18 protein-coding genes are annotated in these 17,264 nt (G+C 51.2%); 14 read left to right on the forward strand and 4 right to left on the reverse strand.

The window, feature by feature from the left end; genetic code table 11:
* The first annotated feature begins 79 nt into the window (after positions 1-79).
* The 3 genes from H8B09_RS17360 (at position 80) to H8B09_RS17370 (ending at position 2,840) form a co-directional block, all read left to right on the forward strand.
* Positions 80-1,642, forward strand: coding sequence for an SAM-dependent methyltransferase (locus H8B09_RS17360; protein ID WP_191204815.1), 1,563 nt, complete (start codon positions 80-82; stop codon positions 1,640-1,642).
* Between the two features lie 127 nt (positions 1,643-1,769).
* Positions 1,770-2,318: a GNAT family N-acetyltransferase gene (locus H8B09_RS17365; RefSeq protein WP_191204816.1), complete on the forward strand. Its 549-nt coding sequence runs from the start codon at positions 1,770-1,772 to the stop codon at positions 2,316-2,318.
* A gap of 15 nt (positions 2,319-2,333) precedes the next feature.
* A complete protein-coding gene (locus H8B09_RS17370) occupies positions 2,334-2,840 on the forward strand; it encodes a GNAT family N-acetyltransferase (protein WP_224753703.1) in 507 nt (168 codons plus the stop codon).
* An 80-nt stretch (positions 2,841-2,920) separates the two neighbouring features.
* On the opposite strand, the gene H8B09_RS17375 is transcribed toward H8B09_RS17370, so the two are convergent.
* Positions 2,921-3,487: a TetR/AcrR family transcriptional regulator gene (locus H8B09_RS17375; protein WP_191204817.1), complete on the reverse strand. Its 567-nt coding sequence runs from the start codon at positions 3,485-3,487 to the stop codon at positions 2,921-2,923.
* Positions 3,488-3,711: 224 nt separating this feature from the next.
* Here H8B09_RS17375 and H8B09_RS17380 point away from each other — a divergent pair, with 224 nt between their 5' ends.
* The 4 genes from H8B09_RS17380 (at position 3,712) to H8B09_RS17395 (ending at position 7,176) form a co-directional block, all read left to right on the forward strand.
* Entirely contained in the window at positions 3,712-4,266 is a 555-nt protein-coding gene (locus tag H8B09_RS17380; RefSeq protein ID WP_191204818.1) for a cysteine hydrolase family protein, read from the forward strand.
* A gap of 5 nt (positions 4,267-4,271) precedes the next feature.
* Positions 4,272-5,462, forward strand: coding sequence for a multidrug efflux MFS transporter (locus H8B09_RS17385; protein WP_191204819.1), 1,191 nt, complete (start codon positions 4,272-4,274; stop codon positions 5,460-5,462).
* 353 nt (positions 5,463-5,815) lie between these two features.
* Complete coding sequence (locus H8B09_RS17390; RefSeq protein WP_191204820.1) at positions 5,816-6,184, forward strand: DUF4180 domain-containing protein; 369 nt, start codon at positions 5,816-5,818, stop codon at positions 6,182-6,184.
* 92 nt (positions 6,185-6,276) lie between these two features.
* Positions 6,277-7,176, forward strand: a complete 900-nt coding sequence (locus H8B09_RS17395) for an SDR family oxidoreductase (RefSeq protein ID WP_191204821.1) — start codon at positions 6,277-6,279, stop codon at positions 7,174-7,176.
* 158 nt (positions 7,177-7,334) lie between these two features.
* Here H8B09_RS17395 and H8B09_RS17400 read toward each other — a convergent pair whose 3' ends face one another.
* Positions 7,335-7,763: a hypothetical protein gene (locus tag H8B09_RS17400; RefSeq protein ID WP_191204822.1), complete on the reverse strand. Its 429-nt coding sequence runs from the start codon at positions 7,761-7,763 to the stop codon at positions 7,335-7,337.
* Between the two features lie 268 nt (positions 7,764-8,031).
* Between H8B09_RS17400 and H8B09_RS17405 the strand changes: the two genes are divergently transcribed.
* Entirely contained in the window at positions 8,032-8,241 is a 210-nt protein-coding gene (locus H8B09_RS17405) for a hypothetical protein (RefSeq protein WP_191204823.1), read from the forward strand.
* 90 nt (positions 8,242-8,331) lie between these two features.
* On the opposite strand, the gene H8B09_RS17410 is transcribed toward H8B09_RS17405, so the two are convergent.
* The gene (locus tag H8B09_RS17410) at positions 8,332-9,090 is read right to left on the reverse strand and encodes an SDR family oxidoreductase (protein WP_191204824.1); all 759 of its coding nucleotides are present in this window, start codon (positions 9,088-9,090) and stop codon (positions 8,332-8,334) included.
* Positions 9,091-9,258: 168 nt separating this feature from the next.
* Between H8B09_RS17410 and H8B09_RS17415 the strand changes: the two genes are divergently transcribed.
* The 6 genes from H8B09_RS17415 (at position 9,259) to H8B09_RS17440 (ending at position 16,113) form a co-directional block, all read left to right on the forward strand.
* Positions 9,259-9,864, forward strand: a complete 606-nt coding sequence (locus H8B09_RS17415; RefSeq protein ID WP_191204825.1) for a TetR/AcrR family transcriptional regulator — start codon at positions 9,259-9,261, stop codon at positions 9,862-9,864.
* A gap of 115 nt (positions 9,865-9,979) precedes the next feature.
* Positions 9,980-10,489 (forward strand): C40 family peptidase, encoded by a 510-nt coding sequence (locus H8B09_RS17420; RefSeq protein ID WP_191204826.1) that lies wholly within the window; start codon positions 9,980-9,982, stop codon positions 10,487-10,489.
* A gap of 160 nt (positions 10,490-10,649) precedes the next feature.
* Positions 10,650-12,431: an HSP90 family protein gene (locus H8B09_RS17425; protein WP_224753704.1), complete on the forward strand. Its 1,782-nt coding sequence runs from the start codon at positions 10,650-10,652 to the stop codon at positions 12,429-12,431.
* Entirely contained in the window at positions 12,428-13,489 is a 1,062-nt protein-coding gene (locus H8B09_RS17430) for a hypothetical protein (RefSeq protein WP_191204827.1), read from the forward strand. Before H8B09_RS17425 ends, H8B09_RS17430 begins: the two co-directional genes overlap by 4 nt.
* 610 nt (positions 13,490-14,099) lie before the next feature.
* Positions 14,100-15,782, forward strand: coding sequence for a PAS domain S-box protein (locus H8B09_RS17435; protein ID WP_191204828.1), 1,683 nt, complete (start codon positions 14,100-14,102; stop codon positions 15,780-15,782).
* Positions 15,736-16,113 (forward strand): sensor histidine kinase, encoded by a 378-nt coding sequence (locus H8B09_RS17440; protein ID WP_191204829.1) that lies wholly within the window; start codon positions 15,736-15,738, stop codon positions 16,111-16,113. Before H8B09_RS17435 ends, H8B09_RS17440 begins: the two co-directional genes overlap by 47 nt.
* Positions 16,114-16,161: 48 nt before the next feature.
* On the opposite strand, the gene H8B09_RS17445 is transcribed toward H8B09_RS17440, so the two are convergent.
* On the reverse strand, positions 16,162-16,944 hold the full coding sequence (locus tag H8B09_RS17445) for a class I SAM-dependent methyltransferase (RefSeq protein ID WP_224753748.1): 783 nt from the start codon (positions 16,942-16,944) through the stop codon (positions 16,162-16,164).
* Positions 16,945-17,264 lie beyond the last annotated feature (320 nt).

Here is a 17,264-nt window from a genome sequence, read left to right on the forward strand (position 1 = left end):
GAGTGGGTTGTTCTTTGATGGTCGCCTTTGTTACGATAAGAGATAAGAAAATTACGTTCAGAAGGCAGGATAATGAACCATGACAGCAAACAACGGCCAGCGATATCGCTTCACAGAGGCACCGATCTGGGAGCTGCAGCGGCAGTACTATGAGCAATTAGGAATACAGGCGTGGACGAACGATCGAGTTCCTCAATATATAACGAGCAACCCGATGATTGCGACTGCCTATGCAGAGATGATCTTGGGCGTTATGCAGGATCGGGCAAGCCAAGGGCATACGTCGGATACAGTTTATATCGTGGAGATCGGGGCAGGAGCGGGAAGATTCGCTTATCATGTCCTGCATGAGCTCTGTGAGCTTGTCGACTATGCAGGCAGAGAGCTGCCACCGTTCCGTTATGTGATGACGGACCTGGCGATGAGCAATGTGACCGCGTGGCAGCAACATCCGAAGCTGCAGCCTTATGCGGCGCAAGGGCTGCTTGATTTTGCAACATTCGACGGGGTGAATGATACGGAGTTGAATCTGTTCGCGTCTGGTCTGACCCTTCGTCCAGGGGATCTGCAGCAGCCGGTCGTCGTTATCGCGAACTATTTCTTCGATAGCATTCCGCAGGAGCTGCTCTATATCGGGGATGGGCGCATCTACGAGGTTGATGTGTTCGTGGAATATAAAGAGCAGGAGACTGTTTCGAAGGATAAGGCGGCAGACAAGCTGAATCAGATCTCGCTGCGCTACGAGCATCGTCGTGAACCGTCGTATGAACGAGAGGACTTTCCGTATCGCGATCTTGTGAAGCTCTACCAGGAGGAGCTGGAGGATTCGCATGTTTTGTTCCCTGTTGCGGGCTTAACTCTTCTAGAGCGGATGGATGCGTTGTCCCAATCGGGCTTCGTATTAGTTACAGCGGACAAAGGCGACCATCTGATCGACTGCTTTAAGTTCGCTGAGCCGCCGATTCTAACGCTGCACGGCAGCTTCTCGCTGACGGCCAATTACCATGCGTTTAAGCATGTGTACGAGCAGAAGGGGGCACTTGCGTTGTTCCCGAAGCAGCATTATCGTAATATCAATGTCGGCTGCATCATCAATATGAAGAATGCATCGCACTGCGATCAGACGAAGTTGGCGTATCGCCGATTCTTTGAACGTTTCGGGCCGGACGAATTTTTCAGCTTGAAGGAATGGTTCGATCAGTGTCTGGATACGATGGGTCTTCAACAGATATTCGGCTTCTGGCGTCTGGGCGGTTATGATGCGGAGTTCTTCATCCACAGCGCCAAGCGGATTTCGAGTCTGCTGCCGGATGCGAACGAGGAAGAGATCGAGGATCTCTACCACGGCATTCATCGCATGTGGTCAACGTACTATGTCATGGCGCAGCGGTATAACCTTGCACTGGATGCAGGACTGATCCTGTTCGAGATGGACAAGTACGAGGATGCCAAGCGTTATCTGGAGATTGCGGTAGAGGAAGAGCAGGGGGACGTTGTCTCGACGGTGTTCTATTGCCTCGCTGTATGCAGCTTCGAGCTTGAGCAGGAGGACGATGGAATCCGCTACTTGAAGGAACTGCTTAAGCTGGAGCCGGACCATGAAGAAGCGGCGGCGCTGCTGGAAGGCTTGGAGCAGGGCTGATTGCTGTGTGGGTTATACGAAGCATCTATTCGCCATTCCGAATAGGTGCTTTTTCCCGTTTACAGATTATTACTTATCGTCTATAGTATTGCTTAATTTTCATAGAGAAGAGGAGGGCGGTTGTGCGATGACTCATTCCATGACATTCATGCAAACAAATCGATTGACGCTGCGCCTGCTGGAGCCGCAGGATGCGGAGCCGATGGAGCAGATGGTTTCGGACAAGGAGGTAGCGGATACGACGCTTGGTATTCCACACCCATATCCGACAGGCTCTTCGGTTGGTTTCATTCAAGGGAGAATGGAGGCGGCTGAACGGGGCGAAGGTTATTCCTTCGCGGTCATCCGCACGGAGGATGAGTGCTTCCTTGGTGTCGTTGGGCTTCGCCTGCAGCAGGAGCACAATATGGCAGAGATGGGCTATTGGATCGGCCGTCCTTACTGGGGCAGCGGCTATTGTACAGAGGCTGCGGAACGCGTCCTTCGGTTTGCTTTCGAAGAGCTTGCGCTTAACCGGGTTTATGCGGCTGCAATGACTCGCAATCCGGGTTCGTATAAGGTAATGGAGAAGGTGGGCATGAAGCATGAGGGCGTGCTGCGCAGTCATATTCGTAAAGGCGATGCGTACGAGGATTTGACCTATTACGGGATGCTTCGCAACGAATTCCACGTGTAAAGGGAGGTGGTCACCATGATCCATATCCGCTTGCTTGATGCAACTGATGCTAATCGCTATCACGCGCTGCGGTTGCGAGGGCTGACGACAAATCCGGAGGCTTTCGGTTCAACTTATGAGCGGGAGGTTGGGTTCACCCTCGACTTCGTCGAGCAGCGGCTGAAGCCAAGCGAAGACAAGTTTACGCTCGGAGCAATTGATTCGGAGGGCGTCTTAGTGGGGATCGCGACATTCGTACGGGAGAGCAGCACGAAGATTAGGCACAAGGGCAATGTGTTCGGCGTATATACGACACCGGAAATGCGAGGACAAGGGGTCGGCCGTTCGCTGCTGCTTGCGCTTATTGAACGAGCAAGGGATTGTGAAGGTCTGGAGCAGATCAATATTGCCGTCATTACTGACAACGCGCCTGCCCGCAAGTTGTATCAATCGCTCGGGTTCATCTCATATGGCACGGAGCATCATTCGTTGAAATATGAAGGGCAGTATTGGGATGAGGACTATATGGCGTTAAAGCTCTAAATTTTTTATTATCGTAAAAAAAGGCCAGTACCATGATGGATGCACGGCGGCATCCATCGCGGTACTGGCCTTTTTCGCGTTTAGTCTTGCAGCTGCGGCGGAATAAACGTACGGCAAATCTCATCCAAGATTTGATCGGGCGTAAGTCCGCGAACATCCAATTGGAACAAATAGGCGTCGCTGGCGAGCGTCGTCAGCAGCATATCGGCCCGGAAGGTGCTGTGTCCGCCGGTTAACTCGGACAGGTTCATCTCTTCGAACAGACGAACGACCAGCTGGTGCAGCTCCTCGTATACCGGGCTGATCGTCTTAGGCTTGGATCGCGTACCGGCCGAGTTGTCCTCGACACCTGCAAGGAGCTGTTTCTTCCGCTCTCTGAAGCGGATAAACAGCTGAAGCATTCCTCTCAGCCGCACAGCTGGCGGCTTGGACTTATTGCTCTCCAGATAGGAATCGATATCGTCGAACAGCAGATCCAAGTTGTCCTTCATCAGATCGAGACATAGCTCACTCTTATTCTTATAACGGCGATAGAGCGTACCCGGACCGATCTTCGCCTCTGTCGCAATTTGGTTCATGCTGACCTGCTCGACGCCGTGCTGCTCGAACAGCCGCAGTGCGGCTTCAATGATGCGCTGCCGATTCATCGCAGCGTCACGCCGTTCGGGACGCGTTACAATGCCTTCTTCCTCACTTACGATACGATCACCTCCTTGCCTGAAGCCTTTATAGCTATCCCTATTCTATCATGTTATCGCTGCATGGACACATTGCTGATTGGGGGTGCTTGACAAGCGGAGATGTCTCCGTTTATTATCAAGTGGAGATGTCTCCGCTTAATGTTAGCATAGGGAAGAGGAGTGGGCAACGAATGAGTAAATCAGCTTTATTAGTGATGGATTTGCAGAATTCAATCATATCGCGTTACGCATCCAATCCAGAGGTTATTGCACCGTTCCAGCAAGCGATCGAAGCGGCGCGCACACACCACATTCCTGTTATTTATGTACGAGTAGGGTTCATGGAAGGCTACACTGAAGTTCATCCTCGGAACAAAATGTTCGGTCGTCTCGCGCAGTCCGGCATTCCAGCGGGAGGCGAGGGAATGCAGATCCATGACTCGGTTAAGCCTCAGCCTGGTGAGCCAGTCATTACGAAGGTGCGCGTCAGCGCCTTTGCCGGCAGCACATTAGAACAGATTCTACGCGCCCAAGAGATCGATACGCTTATCTTGTCCGGTATCTCGACGAGCGGCGTTGTGCTGTCGACGGTTCGTGAGGCGGCAGATAAGGACTATTCCATCACGGTATTGTCCGATGCCTGCCTCGATCTTGACCCTGAAGTACATGGCGTTCTGATGGATAAAGTCTTTCCGAGACAGGCGGATGTCATGACGGTAGAAACATGGGCAGGCTCCCTAGCTTAAGGGCTATGCCGATCTGGAGACGCAATCTGATCGTCTGCTGGTTCGGCATGTTTGCCACCGGCATCGGCATGAGTCAGCTTGCGCCTGTACTGCCGCTCTACATTGAGCATCTAGGCGTTGACAACTCAGATTCAGTCGCCCAGCTATCGGGTTTTGCCTTCGGCGTTACGTTCATCCTATCCGCAGTGTTCTCTCCGATCTGGGGACTCATGGCGGACAAATACGGCCGAAAGTTGATGCTGCTTCGCGCCAGCCTAGGAATGGCGATCGTGGTAGGCTGCATGGGCTTCGCTCCGAACGTCTATGTCCTCATTGGATTAAGGCTGCTGCAGGGCGTAATCACGGGATACAGCACCGCCTGCACGACCTTGATCGCGACACAGACAGACAAGGAACATGCCGGCTATGCGCTGGGCACGCTCTCGACAGCGAGTATAGCGGGTTCACTGCTTGGGCCGACAATTGGCGGATTCATTGCGGAGAACGTTGGGATGCGGGATGTGTTCGTGTTGACAGGCGGGTTTATGCTGATCGCGTTCTTCTGTACCTTGTTCTTCGTGAAGGAGACGTTCGTTCGTGAAGACAAGCAAGTTATAAGCGCACGGGAGCTGTGGCGTCAGGTGCCAGAGAAGAGCCTGACCATTACGTTATTCGTGACATTCTTCGTCCTTACGACGGCGCTCTATTCAATTGAGCCAATCATGACCGTGTACGTCTCCGAGCTGTCCGAGCATCTGACCCATGTAGCGCTGATCGCTGGACTGACCTTCTCGGCTTCTGGCCTGGCGAACATCCTTGCCGCACCAAAGCTTGGCAAGCTCTCGGATCGAATCGGCGCGCACAAGGTAATTCTGATCGCACTGCTGGCGGCAGGCATACTGTTCATTCCGCAGGCGTTCGTCCGAAACCCATGGGAGTTGATGGCGCTTCGGTTCGCGCTTGGCATTACAGCAGCGGGACTTGCTCCGTCCGTGAACATCCTGCTGCGCAAAATAACGCCAGCGTCGCTCACTGGACGCGTGTTCGGCTTCAATATGTCGGCGATGTACCTCGGCGCCTTCGGGGGCGCGGTGCTGGGCGGACAGGTAGCCGCGTGGCTCGGCGTCCGCTATGTGTTCTTCACGACCAGCGCACTGCTGCTCGTGAATGCTGCCTGGGTATACCGTAATGTGTACCGAAAGCTGCAGTATTGTTGAGCGTTAATTCATCGAATAGGAAAGGCCCCCTTGCACATATGCATGAGACGATGGTTTTACGGCCGTTGGCTTGCCAAGTCTCATTGATTACGTCATGTGTATGAAGGGGGTCTTATTCATGTCCGGGAACTCGTCTCAAGCAGGCCGAAGCATCCAGCGTAGTTTGCAGGATCAGCCGCCGATGTGTTCGTCATCGACCAGGTGCTGTTATATGCGAAGCTCATTGCCGATATTCGTCTTGAAGAAGAAGAGGAATAACGCTGATCTTTGTCCAAAATAATAGAAGGCACAGTGCCTGCGCACTGTGCCTTATTTTTTAACGAGTACACAGTAGAGGAAGGAGCGTCTGCACGATGCAGATTCAAGTAGACCAGCAGGACGGTTCGAACGTTGCCATTATTAGAAGCAATGAGGTTGTCATCAAGGAGGTGCAGGACGCATTGGACCTGATGGCAACGGTGAGTTATGAGGTGGACTGCCACAAGCTAGTGCTTTACAAGTCCAATCTTACAGAAGATTTCTTCGAGCTGAGGACGAAGCTTGCGGGCGATATATTGCAGAAATATGTGAACTATGGCGTCAAGCTGGCGATTGTCGGCGATTACAGCGGATATGACAGCAAGAGCCTGAGAGATTTCATCTATGAGAGCAATCAAGGAAAGCAGTTCTTCTTCGTAAGCAGCGAGCAAAAGGCGCTTGAGGCGCTGCACGCCGTTCGATAACGACAATAGATAAAGGGACGCCGGTCGGTCACCAAAGCCAAGATGGGCGAATATCCTGCTTATGCGAAGTATGGCGAAGGAGGATATGAACGGTGATCCCTTATTATCCGTATTACGGTTATGAGACGCACTGCACCCAGCGACCGATTACATTCCCGCCGCAGCATCAGAATGTACAGCCTGGTCTTGAATACCTCATGAATCCGATCCCGATCTCGGACAACCCGCAGTACAAGGGAAGCGGGAAGCTGACGGGGAAGGCGGCTATCATTACAGGGGGAGACAGCGGTATCGGCCGCGCGGTAGCGATTGGTTTCGCGAAGGAAGGCGCGTGCGTTGCCATTGTCTATCTCTATGAACGCAAGGATGCTGAAGCGACGAAGCAAATGGTGGAGAAGTACGGCGGTCGCTGCCTTCTTATTGAGGGCGACTTGCGCCGGCCGGCATTCTCGGCCGAGGTCGTTCGCCGAACATTGGAGGCTTACGGAAGATTGGACGTGCTCGTCTTGAATCAAGGCGTTCAGTTTCCGCAGACCAGCATTGCGGACATAACCGATGAGCAGCTCGAGAATACGTATCGGACGAATATATTCCCGATGTTCTATATGACGAAGGCGGCACTGCCGCACTTAAAGCCGGGCAGCGCTATCGTGAATACGGCTTCTGTGACCGCTTATGCGGGCGCGCCGCTGCTGGTCGACTACTCGTCTACCAAAGGCGCGATCGTATCGTTCACGCGTTCGCTGTCGCTGCAGCTGGTGAGCAAAGGCATTCGGGTGAACGCCGTAGCGCCAGGCCCGATCTGGACGCCGCTTATCGTGTCCAGCTATTCGGCAGAGCACGTGAAGACGTTCGGCCTGGAGACGCCGATGAAGCGGGCGGGCCAACCGTTCGAGCTTGCGCCGACCTATATTTATCTAGCATCTGACGATTCTTCCTTCGTAACGGGGCAGGTGCTTCACGTTAACGGGGGTATAATGACCGAGACCTAAGCGGAGCGGTTCATCCATATCCGTATCCGTATGTATGAGCAATCATAGAGGCCCATTCCTTCGCGGAATGGGCCTTAAGCTTTTCGGAAGCAAGGCAAAAAGCTCCATCCATGTTGCGGTTCCTACATAAGAGGGAGCTTAGGGCTTGACCGGTTACATTACTCGCTGATCAGAATGCCGTCGAAGTTCTCAGGGCCAACACGAATCGTGCCGAGCAGGTTGGACGATACAAATGCTGTGTAGACGAGCAGTCCATCATCAGGGATCGGCGGATTGTAATCGTCAGCAGAGAACGTCAGGATTTGTGCCGTTGTAATGCTGAGCTCGAATGTCGAATTCAACGAATATACTAGCGGATCCGTAGGCGCCGTACCTCTTACAACTGTGATCGTAATGCCAAGCAGTGCAAGCGGCAATTGCAGCGCGATCGTGCCTTTCAGCTGAACGCGTGGTGTTGCGCCTACTCCTGCAGTATTAAGACCTATCTGACCAAACAGCTCGGGAGCGTCAACAACAAGGATTGGGATTGCTATGGAGTTGCCATAGCTTGCATTTTGGGATGTTTTGCCATCAATAAGTCTGCCCATATGCGCATCCTCCTCTCTACTAAGACTAATATAGCTTATGCGAGAATCATAGAAAGGCGTGAACAAGACCTCTGATCTTATGGAAGTCGGGGAATTATTATATAGCCACAATCATCCGACCACGAATAATCCGAGAAACGTTGGAGACGATATTAGGGATTTAGACAAGGGAATGGATGCTGCCCAATCACAGGCTCTGCGCGGTCATTATACAGGTACTCTTGATAGGGGCTCACTTCGCAGGCGCGGGAAGGAAAGGAGGTGCGAGATGATTCCGTTTCTTCTGGTCGTTCTTTTTGGCGCTGTGCTCTTCTATTATTATTGGAAGCGTAAGCGGCTGAAACGGGAGATGGCTGTCTTTGCGGTTCTGTTAGTTGCCAGCATCGCGCAACTGTACACGCTTCTTACAGACAAGCCGTTTCGGATTGCGGCAGTCATTGCGGCAGTTATTCGAGGGGCTGCTTCGTTGGCGGAGTAACCCGTTGTGGTCACAAAAAAAGCTGCACCGCGATTAATTACCCCGCAGTGCAGCTTCTTCTTGTTGGCACTATCCGATTGCTGGATTAATTTAATAAGCCGTCCATCCCGCATCGGCCGCAATAACCGTGCCGTTGACGAAGCTGGACTCGCTCGAAGCAAGGAATAGCGCGACCTTCGCGATTTCCTCTGGTTCGCCGGTACGCGGGTTGATGGACATGCCGGCCATAGCGCGCTCAGCTCCGAAAGGATTGGGCGCTGTCAGCGATGCCGCAATGTTCGTGGCGACGCCGCCCGGCGCGATCGCGTTGCAGCGGATGCCCTGTTTCGCATATTGGAAGCCGACGTTCTTCGTGAAGCCGACAACGGCGTGCTTCGAAGCCGTATATGCCGCACCGGCGCGGGAACCATGCAGACCGCCTGCGGAGGCGATGTTGACGATAACGCCGGCTTGCTTCTCCAGGAACAGCGGCAGCACTTTGCGCGTCGTGCGCATAGGGCCCGTCGTATTGACCGCGAATACGCGATCCCACAGCTCGTCCGTTAGATCGCCCGCAGGGACGAAGTTGTCCATAATGCCGGCGTTGTTCACCAATATATCAATTGTGCCGAACTTCTCGACGGTTGCATCGATCAGCTGCTGCACATCTTCTTCCTTCGCTACGTTCGCTGCCACTGCTAGGGCAGTGCCGCCTTTGGCCTCGATTCCGTCTACAACGGCTTGCGCAGCTTCAATGCGCAAGTCGGATACAACAACTTTCGCTCCTTCAGCCGCATACAGCTCGGCAATTGCTTTCCCCATACCTGATGCAGCGCCTGTCACAACAGCAACTTGTCCAGAAAGTCTCATTCGGATGACCTCCAAAGGTTAGTTAGTAGACAGATGTTGAATAACCATACATCTGTTTAATTCGAGTATAATGAGTATAGAACCAGTCAAACAATGAGTAAAAACAGAGCGTTTGTTAGTTAACGATCATTTCGACGCCATTTGTTGAATAATGAAGGATGGTTTTTTATGACCGGGATGGGCAAAAAAGTGGATAGACGCGTCCTGCGCAGCAAGGAAGCGCTCAAGCAGGCGCTGCTTCGCTTAATGGAGCAGAAGGATTTCGACGCCATATCGATAACCGAAATCGTCGAGAAAGCCAACTATAACCGTGGAACGTTCTATACCCATTACGAGAACAAGGAAGCGCTGCTAGGCGACATCATGGAGGACTTGATTCAAGACCTGATGCAGTCCTTCCGTGCGCCTTATGAGCATCAGGACATTTTCCGAATCGATGAGCTTACGGCGAATTCCGTTCAAATCTTCGAGCATATTTATGCCAATGCAGCCGTCTACGCGATACTGCTCAAGAGCAAGGTCATCCTCAGCCTGAAGGAGCGGATGTTCCAGGCTATTAAGCAGATCACGATGGAGGAGCTCGTCTACGAGAACACAGACAATAATATTAATCCCGAGCTATCGGCTGTTTATGCGATTCACGCCTTGCTTGGCCTTATTTTTCATTGGATCGAAGGCGGGTTTAAGTATCCTCCGTCTTACATGCAGGAGCAGCTTATTCTCATGATTAACTGGCGGCCGCGGGAAGCGAGGACTAACCATAAGAGGAAATAGATTTATGTGTGTTGTAATTATTGGTAAATTAGAAAGCGCTTAGATTCCACTAGTTGGCGAAAACAGCATGTTATACTACCCCTACAGCACGAGACCAACAACAGGGAGGTACAACATGACACTCAATTGGATGAAAAAAACGGTCATTGCAACGACCTGCTGCTTCGCTCTTCTGTCTGGCGCATCCGTTATTGACGGCATCAATGTCGGACAAGCCCATGCGGCTGCCGCGACGACAACATCCGCGAAGGCGGACGGCATTATCGCTTACGCGAAATCGCTGCAAGGCAAAGTAACGTACAAGTTCGGGACGAACAACCCGAGTAAGCTTATATTCGATTGCTCCTCATTCACGAAATATGTGTTCGGCAAATACGGCGTCAGCCTGAAGTGGGGCACGAGCAGCCAACGCCTGCAGGGCAAGTATGTGGCGAAGAGCAATCTGCAGAAGGGCGATTTGATCTTCTTCAACAACGGCAAGACGTCGACGATCAACCATGTCGGCATCTACATTGGCAATGGCAAATTCATTCATAACACGATTGGCACGAACATGAACGGCATCTATATCCGCAACCTGAGCGATTATACGAAGCGCTATGCAACAGCAAGACGCGTACTGTAATCCGATCTTGCACCACGAAGCCTTGAACGCCGCGGCAGCGGAATTCAAGGCTTTTTCCTTCTGTTATGTTCCTATCGAAATTTGATATAGCATACATAGATTCCTTTGTTATACTAATCTTGCAGCTCGTATTTTATCCATTACCATTGAAGGTGCCGACATGAAAAATTTGAATTTTCAAGTTAATCTGCAAGGCGTTATCGATCTGTTGTCCAATCATCTCTACTCCGAACCAGGCGTGTTCATCCGTGAATTGCTGCAGAACAGCGTTGACGCCGTTACTGCCCGCAAGCGTCTCGGGCATACGTTCGATGAGACGGTTAAAGTCGAAATTTTCTCTTCGCACACGATCTCTTTCACGGATAACGGCTGCGGCCTGACAGAGGAGGAAATTGAGCAGTTTCTCGCGCGGATTGGCGGTTCTGCGAAGCGAGAGGATCAGGACTCGGCGGATGATTTCATCGGCCAATTCGGTGTCGGGTTGCTGTCATGCTTTGTTGTCAGCGAGGAGATCGTGCTGATCACACGTTCCGCTAATGAAGATGCTGAGCCGTTAGAATGGCGGGGTAAGCCGGACGGGACATACTCGATCAAGAAGCTGAAGCGGCAGGTGCCAGTCGGAACAACGGTTTATTTGAAGGCGAAACCGGAATTTGATGATTATTTTGAATATTACCGTGTCAGCGAGCTGCTGGAGAAGTATGGGCAGTATTTGCCGACGCCGGTTATGTTAATAGAAGAGAAATATGAACGGACGATTAACGAATCGAAGCCGCCGTGGCTGATGGACAAGCCGGAGGCGATGGCATACGTTGAGGGCATTGCTTACAATAAGCCGTTGGACATTATTCCGCTCACCTCGGTGATCGGCGGCGTACAAGGTATTGCGCATATTTTGCCTTATGCGGTCAGTCTGCAGGACGAGAAGAAGCATCGGGTGTATCTCAAAAATATGCTGCTCTCCGATCGGATGACGAACATTCTTCCACCGTGGGCGTTCTTCGTCAATGGCATTATTAATACGAGCAGCTTGCGTCCGACCGCATCGCGTGAAGCTTTCCAAGAGAACGATCTATTCTTCGCCGTGCGAGATGAGCTGGGCGAGTGTATCAAACGTTACCTTATTGAGCTTGCGAATCGGGATGCCGATCTGTTCCGCCGCCTTGTCCTTATCCATTATGCCTCGATCAAGACAATGGCGGTTGAAGATGATGAGCTGTATGCGTTGTTCATTCGTCATTTGCGCTTCGAGACTTCATATGGCGAGCTGACGATGGCTGAGATTTTACTTGATCATCGCTTGGTGTATGTGACGACGACGCTTGATGAGTATCGTCAGGTAGCTCGTGTGGCGCGTGCCCAAGAGCTCTTGGTTGTAAACGGCGGCTACGTGCATGATCTGGATCTGGTACGCAAGGTAACGGAGATAGCCGAAGACGTTACGGTCGACATTCTGAACACGCTGGAGTTCGCCAATCAGTTCGAGGAGCTTGATCTGGAGGACAGGCTTACGGTCCAGCCGTTCATCGATCAGAGCGATGCACTTCTGGAGAGCTTCCAGTGCCGTTCGCTCGTCCGTTGGTTCGAGCCTGCGGATATTCCGGTATTGTATAACACGAATCAGGACGTGAATTTCTTCAAGCTCGCGGAAGAGAGTGAACAGCGGGCCAATGAGCTCTTCGCGGATATTGTCCACGTCATTCGCAACGACCTGTATGATACGCCATACGCGAAGCTGTGCTTCAACTATAACAACCCGATGGTCCGCAAAGCGATGGAGTCGAACGATCCTCAGCTGCGCAAGGCGAGCATCGAACTGTTCTACACGCAGGCGCTGCTGCTTGGCAATCATCCGATGGGACCGGCCGAACTGCGAATGATGAACGATTCGCTGCTGCAGTTCATGAACCGTGGGCTCGATGGAGCCGAGGTTGCGCGATGAAGAATCGTTACGATGAACTGAGACGCAGCAGCTGGAGTATGCCGGAGGGCAAGCAGAAGCTGTTGGTGCTGGAGGAAATGATCCGGATTGCTGATCGGTATATGACGGAAGAGGACGCCTACAATGCGCGCACCAGTTATTTTGCTGCTGCAGCGGAAGCCGGTACGCAGGAAAGAATGATCACCGCGTTCGCATGGTGCCTAGCTAAGTACGATCAGTCGCCGGGTTCCTATTCCCAACATGAGATCATGTGGTATTACAAATGGGTCATCGGGATGATATGGCGTTTCCCTGTATTCCGTCTGGAACAGATTGAGGCCGTATTCGAAGACTTTAAGCGGCGATGCATCGAATACGGATACTCGCTTCGTACCTATTACCATAAGCGAAGCGTCTACCTGCTCTCGCGGGGACTTACGCAGGAAGCGACAGAATGCTATAAGCAGTGGCGTACAGCGTCCCGTGACGCGCTGGCGGATTGCCGGGCATGCGAGCAGAACGCGTTCGGCCATTATCTCTTCTCGGCTAATCAGCTAAAGCGGGGAATGCAGGCGGTAAAGCCGATTCTGGATGGCAAAATGGTCTGTCGATCCATCCCGCAAGCAACCTATAGTGAAGTGATGGTGCCGCTATTGAAGCTGAAGCAGTACGAAGAGGCTGTTGCGGTAGGCAAGAAGGCATTCCGAACGATCAAGGGACCTCAGTTTATTGAGGAGCAGGGCGTGTTCCTCGAGTTTTTCACTGTGACGGATCTGCCGAAGGCTGTGAAGATTTACAACGAGACGATCCGTTATGGGCTGGAATACAAGCCCAGTTGGGAACGGTTCAACTACTTGTTGTCTGTACGGCTGTTTCTGCAGGAATGGCATCGGAAGAAAAGGCGGAAGAAGCTGGTGGAGGATGGACGCGTAACCTTGGATTGGCTGGAACAGGAGATTGCCTCTCTCGCGGATGCCTTTAATCGTCGAAACGGCGACGATTATATGCTGGCTTATATGACAGACAAAGAGACGCACATGAGCCGTATGATTGAGGCATTTCAGCAGCGGGTCGAATAGGGTAACAACCACATATCAACGAAGAGCAACGAAATAAAGGACTAAGAAAGCCTCCGGAGCCAAGATAACTGTGGATTCGGAGGCTATTATTATACAATTTAGGTGTATGATTATGGGTTTTTAGAATATTCACGGAAATGACGCCTAGCCTTGGCATCTATTTGCTATAATGATGCTGCGGAATCTTGCAGTTACAACTCAAAGAATTTATTAGTTTTCCTAGTGTGAAGGAAAAGAACAATCGTTGTTAACAATAAATTCCATCCCCGAACGCGGTTTCCCACCCTATAAGCATCGGTAAAGGTTTTCCCATTCCATTAATGACTAGTGAAGAATTGAAGATTGAAGAATTGAAGAATCGTCCAGTACTCCATTACTTCGGCGATCGGTGGAGTTATCGGTAACAGGTAAAGCACATGTTCTGACTGCGGGGTCAACTGGCAGGAAGAACGAATATGAGATCTGGATAATGGAGGAAAGGGCCTCTTCCGTATAAGAAAGGTTAGTGAACTAGGTGGCGTACAGTAATGAAGGAGTTTAAATTTTTGAATCGAATACATCCATTTAACATGATTAAACGGCTAGATAGATGTCCATCTGGGGGGGGAGCATGATAAATAACAAAAAGTATTATGTGCATCTAGGTTTCATGCTGCTAGCGGCATGCGCGGTCTGGCTGGCAGTGTGGCGCAAGGAGACATTCACCGGAACAATCGTCAGCAACGGCATTCAACTAGCTGCCTCCTTCTACACGATGATGATGATGTTTCGTGCTTATCGATTATCGAACAAGCAGTCGAAGCTTTGGCTGTTTTTTGGTCTGGGCATGCTTGACCATACAATCGCGCAACTGGGCTGGACATCACAGGTGCTGCTTACAGGGAGTGAACCCCTTTATCTCGGGTTTCCGGGATACTTATGGTTGCTTTACTACGGATTTATTATTATCGGTATTTATTATCAGTACCGGGATAGGCTTCGAAGCGCGAAGATCGCGCGCGGCTTCATTATCGAGATCTTACTGCTCGTCGCAGTGGCGAGCACGCTGTATTGGAAGCTTCAACTTGAACGGCTGTTCATACAAGACAACCATATACCGAATGAAGTTATCGGTTATATGCTCGCTAACTCCTCGGCGAATGCGGTCGTCATATTCCTGCTGCTTTATCTCTCCTTAACGGGCCGATCAGGTTATACTTCACTTGCGAATCGGTTGCTGCTGTTAGGATTTATTCTGCGGCTTGCCGGTAATACGATGTTTATTTACTTCTTGCCGGGAATTAACTCTTGGATCAACGATGTTTGCTGGCTGCTCGGAACCTTGATGACAGGTTTTGCTGCATTGCCGGAGCTGGATCGGCGCGTTCATGCGGACGCAGCGACTGCACCAGAAGGCTCCTTCACCTTGTTTTTACGGCGGTATGGGCTCATTCTGATCGTGAATGCGGCGCTCATCGTCATGATCTGTTACAACGGGAAGCTCACGATTCTTAGTGTTGGCGCAATTCTTACGATCGTATTGCTCGTTGTACGGTTAACAGTCGGCATTTATGAGTTGGAATCAACGGGCGCAGCGTTAATACAAACGGACATCAATTATCGGAACTTCGTCGAGAGCTCGCTATTCGGCGTATTTATCGAGCAGGAAGGCAGACTTGTCTATGTAAATCAGCAATTAGAGAGCACATTTGGCGTAAAGTCGGGGCAGATGCTCGGCAAACCGCTCGCCGATTATATCGCTGTCATGGATCGGACAAGGCTGAAAGAGCAGTTTCTTTCGATAGCGGATGTAAAGCACTCCACTCGTCTCAGCGTAAAGGCGATCGGAGCGCATCAATCGGAGCTTTTTCTAGAGTTGCAAGCTTCAGGTGCCTTCTATGAGGGACAGCCGGCTATATCGGGTACGCTGCTGGATGTGACGGAGAGCAAGCTGTCCGAGCAGCGGATGATTCGTTCGGAGAAGCTGTCGGTAGTCGGACAACTAGCGGCGGGTGTAGCACACGAGATTCGCAATCCGCTAACGGCACTTAAAGGCTTTACGCAGCTGCTGCACAAGTCGGCGGGCGGCAATCAACGCTATTACGAGATGATGCTGACGGAGCTTGAACGCATTAATTACATTGTAGGCGAATTTAATGGTGCTCTCGCGGCCAGGCCAGTTGAGCCAGCTTGTTCCTTACAACATGGGGCGTATGCTGGAAGACATCGTGCCGATAATGGAGTCGCAGGCGATTCTGACCAACGTTATGATTCAAATCAATGTGCAGCCCAATGTGCCGGACGTGCTCTGTGACGTCAATCAGATCAAGCAGGTGCTGGTCAATCTGATGAAGAACGCCATTGAGGCGATGCCCGAAGGCGGAGCGCTTCGTATCCGTATTCAAGAGGATAAGGCGAAGGATGTACGGATTGAAATTGCCGATGAAGGAATCGGCATCCCGAAGCACGTCATAGAACGTCTCGGTGAACCGTTCTACACGACGAAGGAGTCCGGCACAGGGCTTGGACTAACGGTTTGCTTCAAAATCATTCAGGCTCATGGCGGCGTTCTATCGCTGAGCAGCATTCCGGGTCAAGGGGCAGTGGCGGAGATTCGTCTGCCTTCGCAAGACAAGCAGTCGTGAGTAAATTGAAGAGCAGCAGGCATTGTGCGCCTGCTGCTCTTTGGTTGACTAAGATAATGAGGACTTCTTGATGTGGATGCTGTTCCATGAGACCGGCGGATCAATAATGTTGCTATTGCGATCGAATATCGGGGATTGATAATCATCTTGATTATAATTTCCGAGCGGCACATATCGTCCGGCGATGGATGTATCTTGTACGTTGTATTGCGAGAAGTGAACGATGAGCAGGCCGTCCGGCCGCAGCAAGGGGTCGAGCCGTTCAATCTGCTCTTGGAAGCGTTCGAACGGGTAGATGTTCTTCAGGCTGCGAATCCCTTTCCGGGCTGTATCCATAGGCTTGCGCTGCATGACAGCCATACAGAATATGGCATCGTATGGGCCGTGCTTCTGAATCTCTTCAGGTGAAGAATAGATGAATGAGATCTTGTCGTCTACAGGATGCGATCGGCAAATAGCGAGGCTGCGCAGGTTAATCTCGGCACCAACGATGCGGGCATTCGGAAAATACTGACGGAGCGACAGCACTTCCTCGCCGGTCGAGCAGCCAAAGGAAAGGATGTTAAGCGGTTCTTGCGTCGCCTTATAATGATTGTACAAGTAGTTGCGGCATGCATGGAACAAAATCGGGTAACGGTTCAACAAGGTCGTGGATGAGGTCTGATGGACCTGCTGCCTGTTGAACAATCTCAAACGAATAATGGATCGGTAATTCGGATCGGTCATACCGCGTTTCAAGATATGAGCCATTCGCCAGCCCTTCGCTAGCGGATATACAGCGAGTCTAACCAAAGGATGTTTAGAGTGCTTCAACTGCCTGGCTGTCACCATAATCGACAATTCCGATCCCTCCGCCTTCGGCATCTTTATTAATACTTACAATTTAACAAAATAATGACAGACGCTCAATAGAGTTGAGAAGGATATAGACAAACCGGATCGTAGTACGAAGGCTTGCGGTCACAATGTTGGCACGAAATGGTTTCCAAATTACAGCCCTGCTATTGGTAGTTTTATCACTAATTTTGTGATAACATGTAGGAATATAAGTAGAACGTGAACGTGGAAAGCCGAAAGCCCCCATTCCGTTCGGGCCGATTATAGCTCAGGCTATAATTGGGTATGATTGAAAGGTTGACACCTGTAATTAT

Origin of the sequence: Paenibacillus terricola (genome assembly GCF_014779765.1) — a bacterium.
In the GTDB taxonomy this organism is placed as follows: domain Bacteria; phylum Bacillota; class Bacilli; order Paenibacillales; family Paenibacillaceae; genus Paenibacillus_T; species Paenibacillus_T terricola.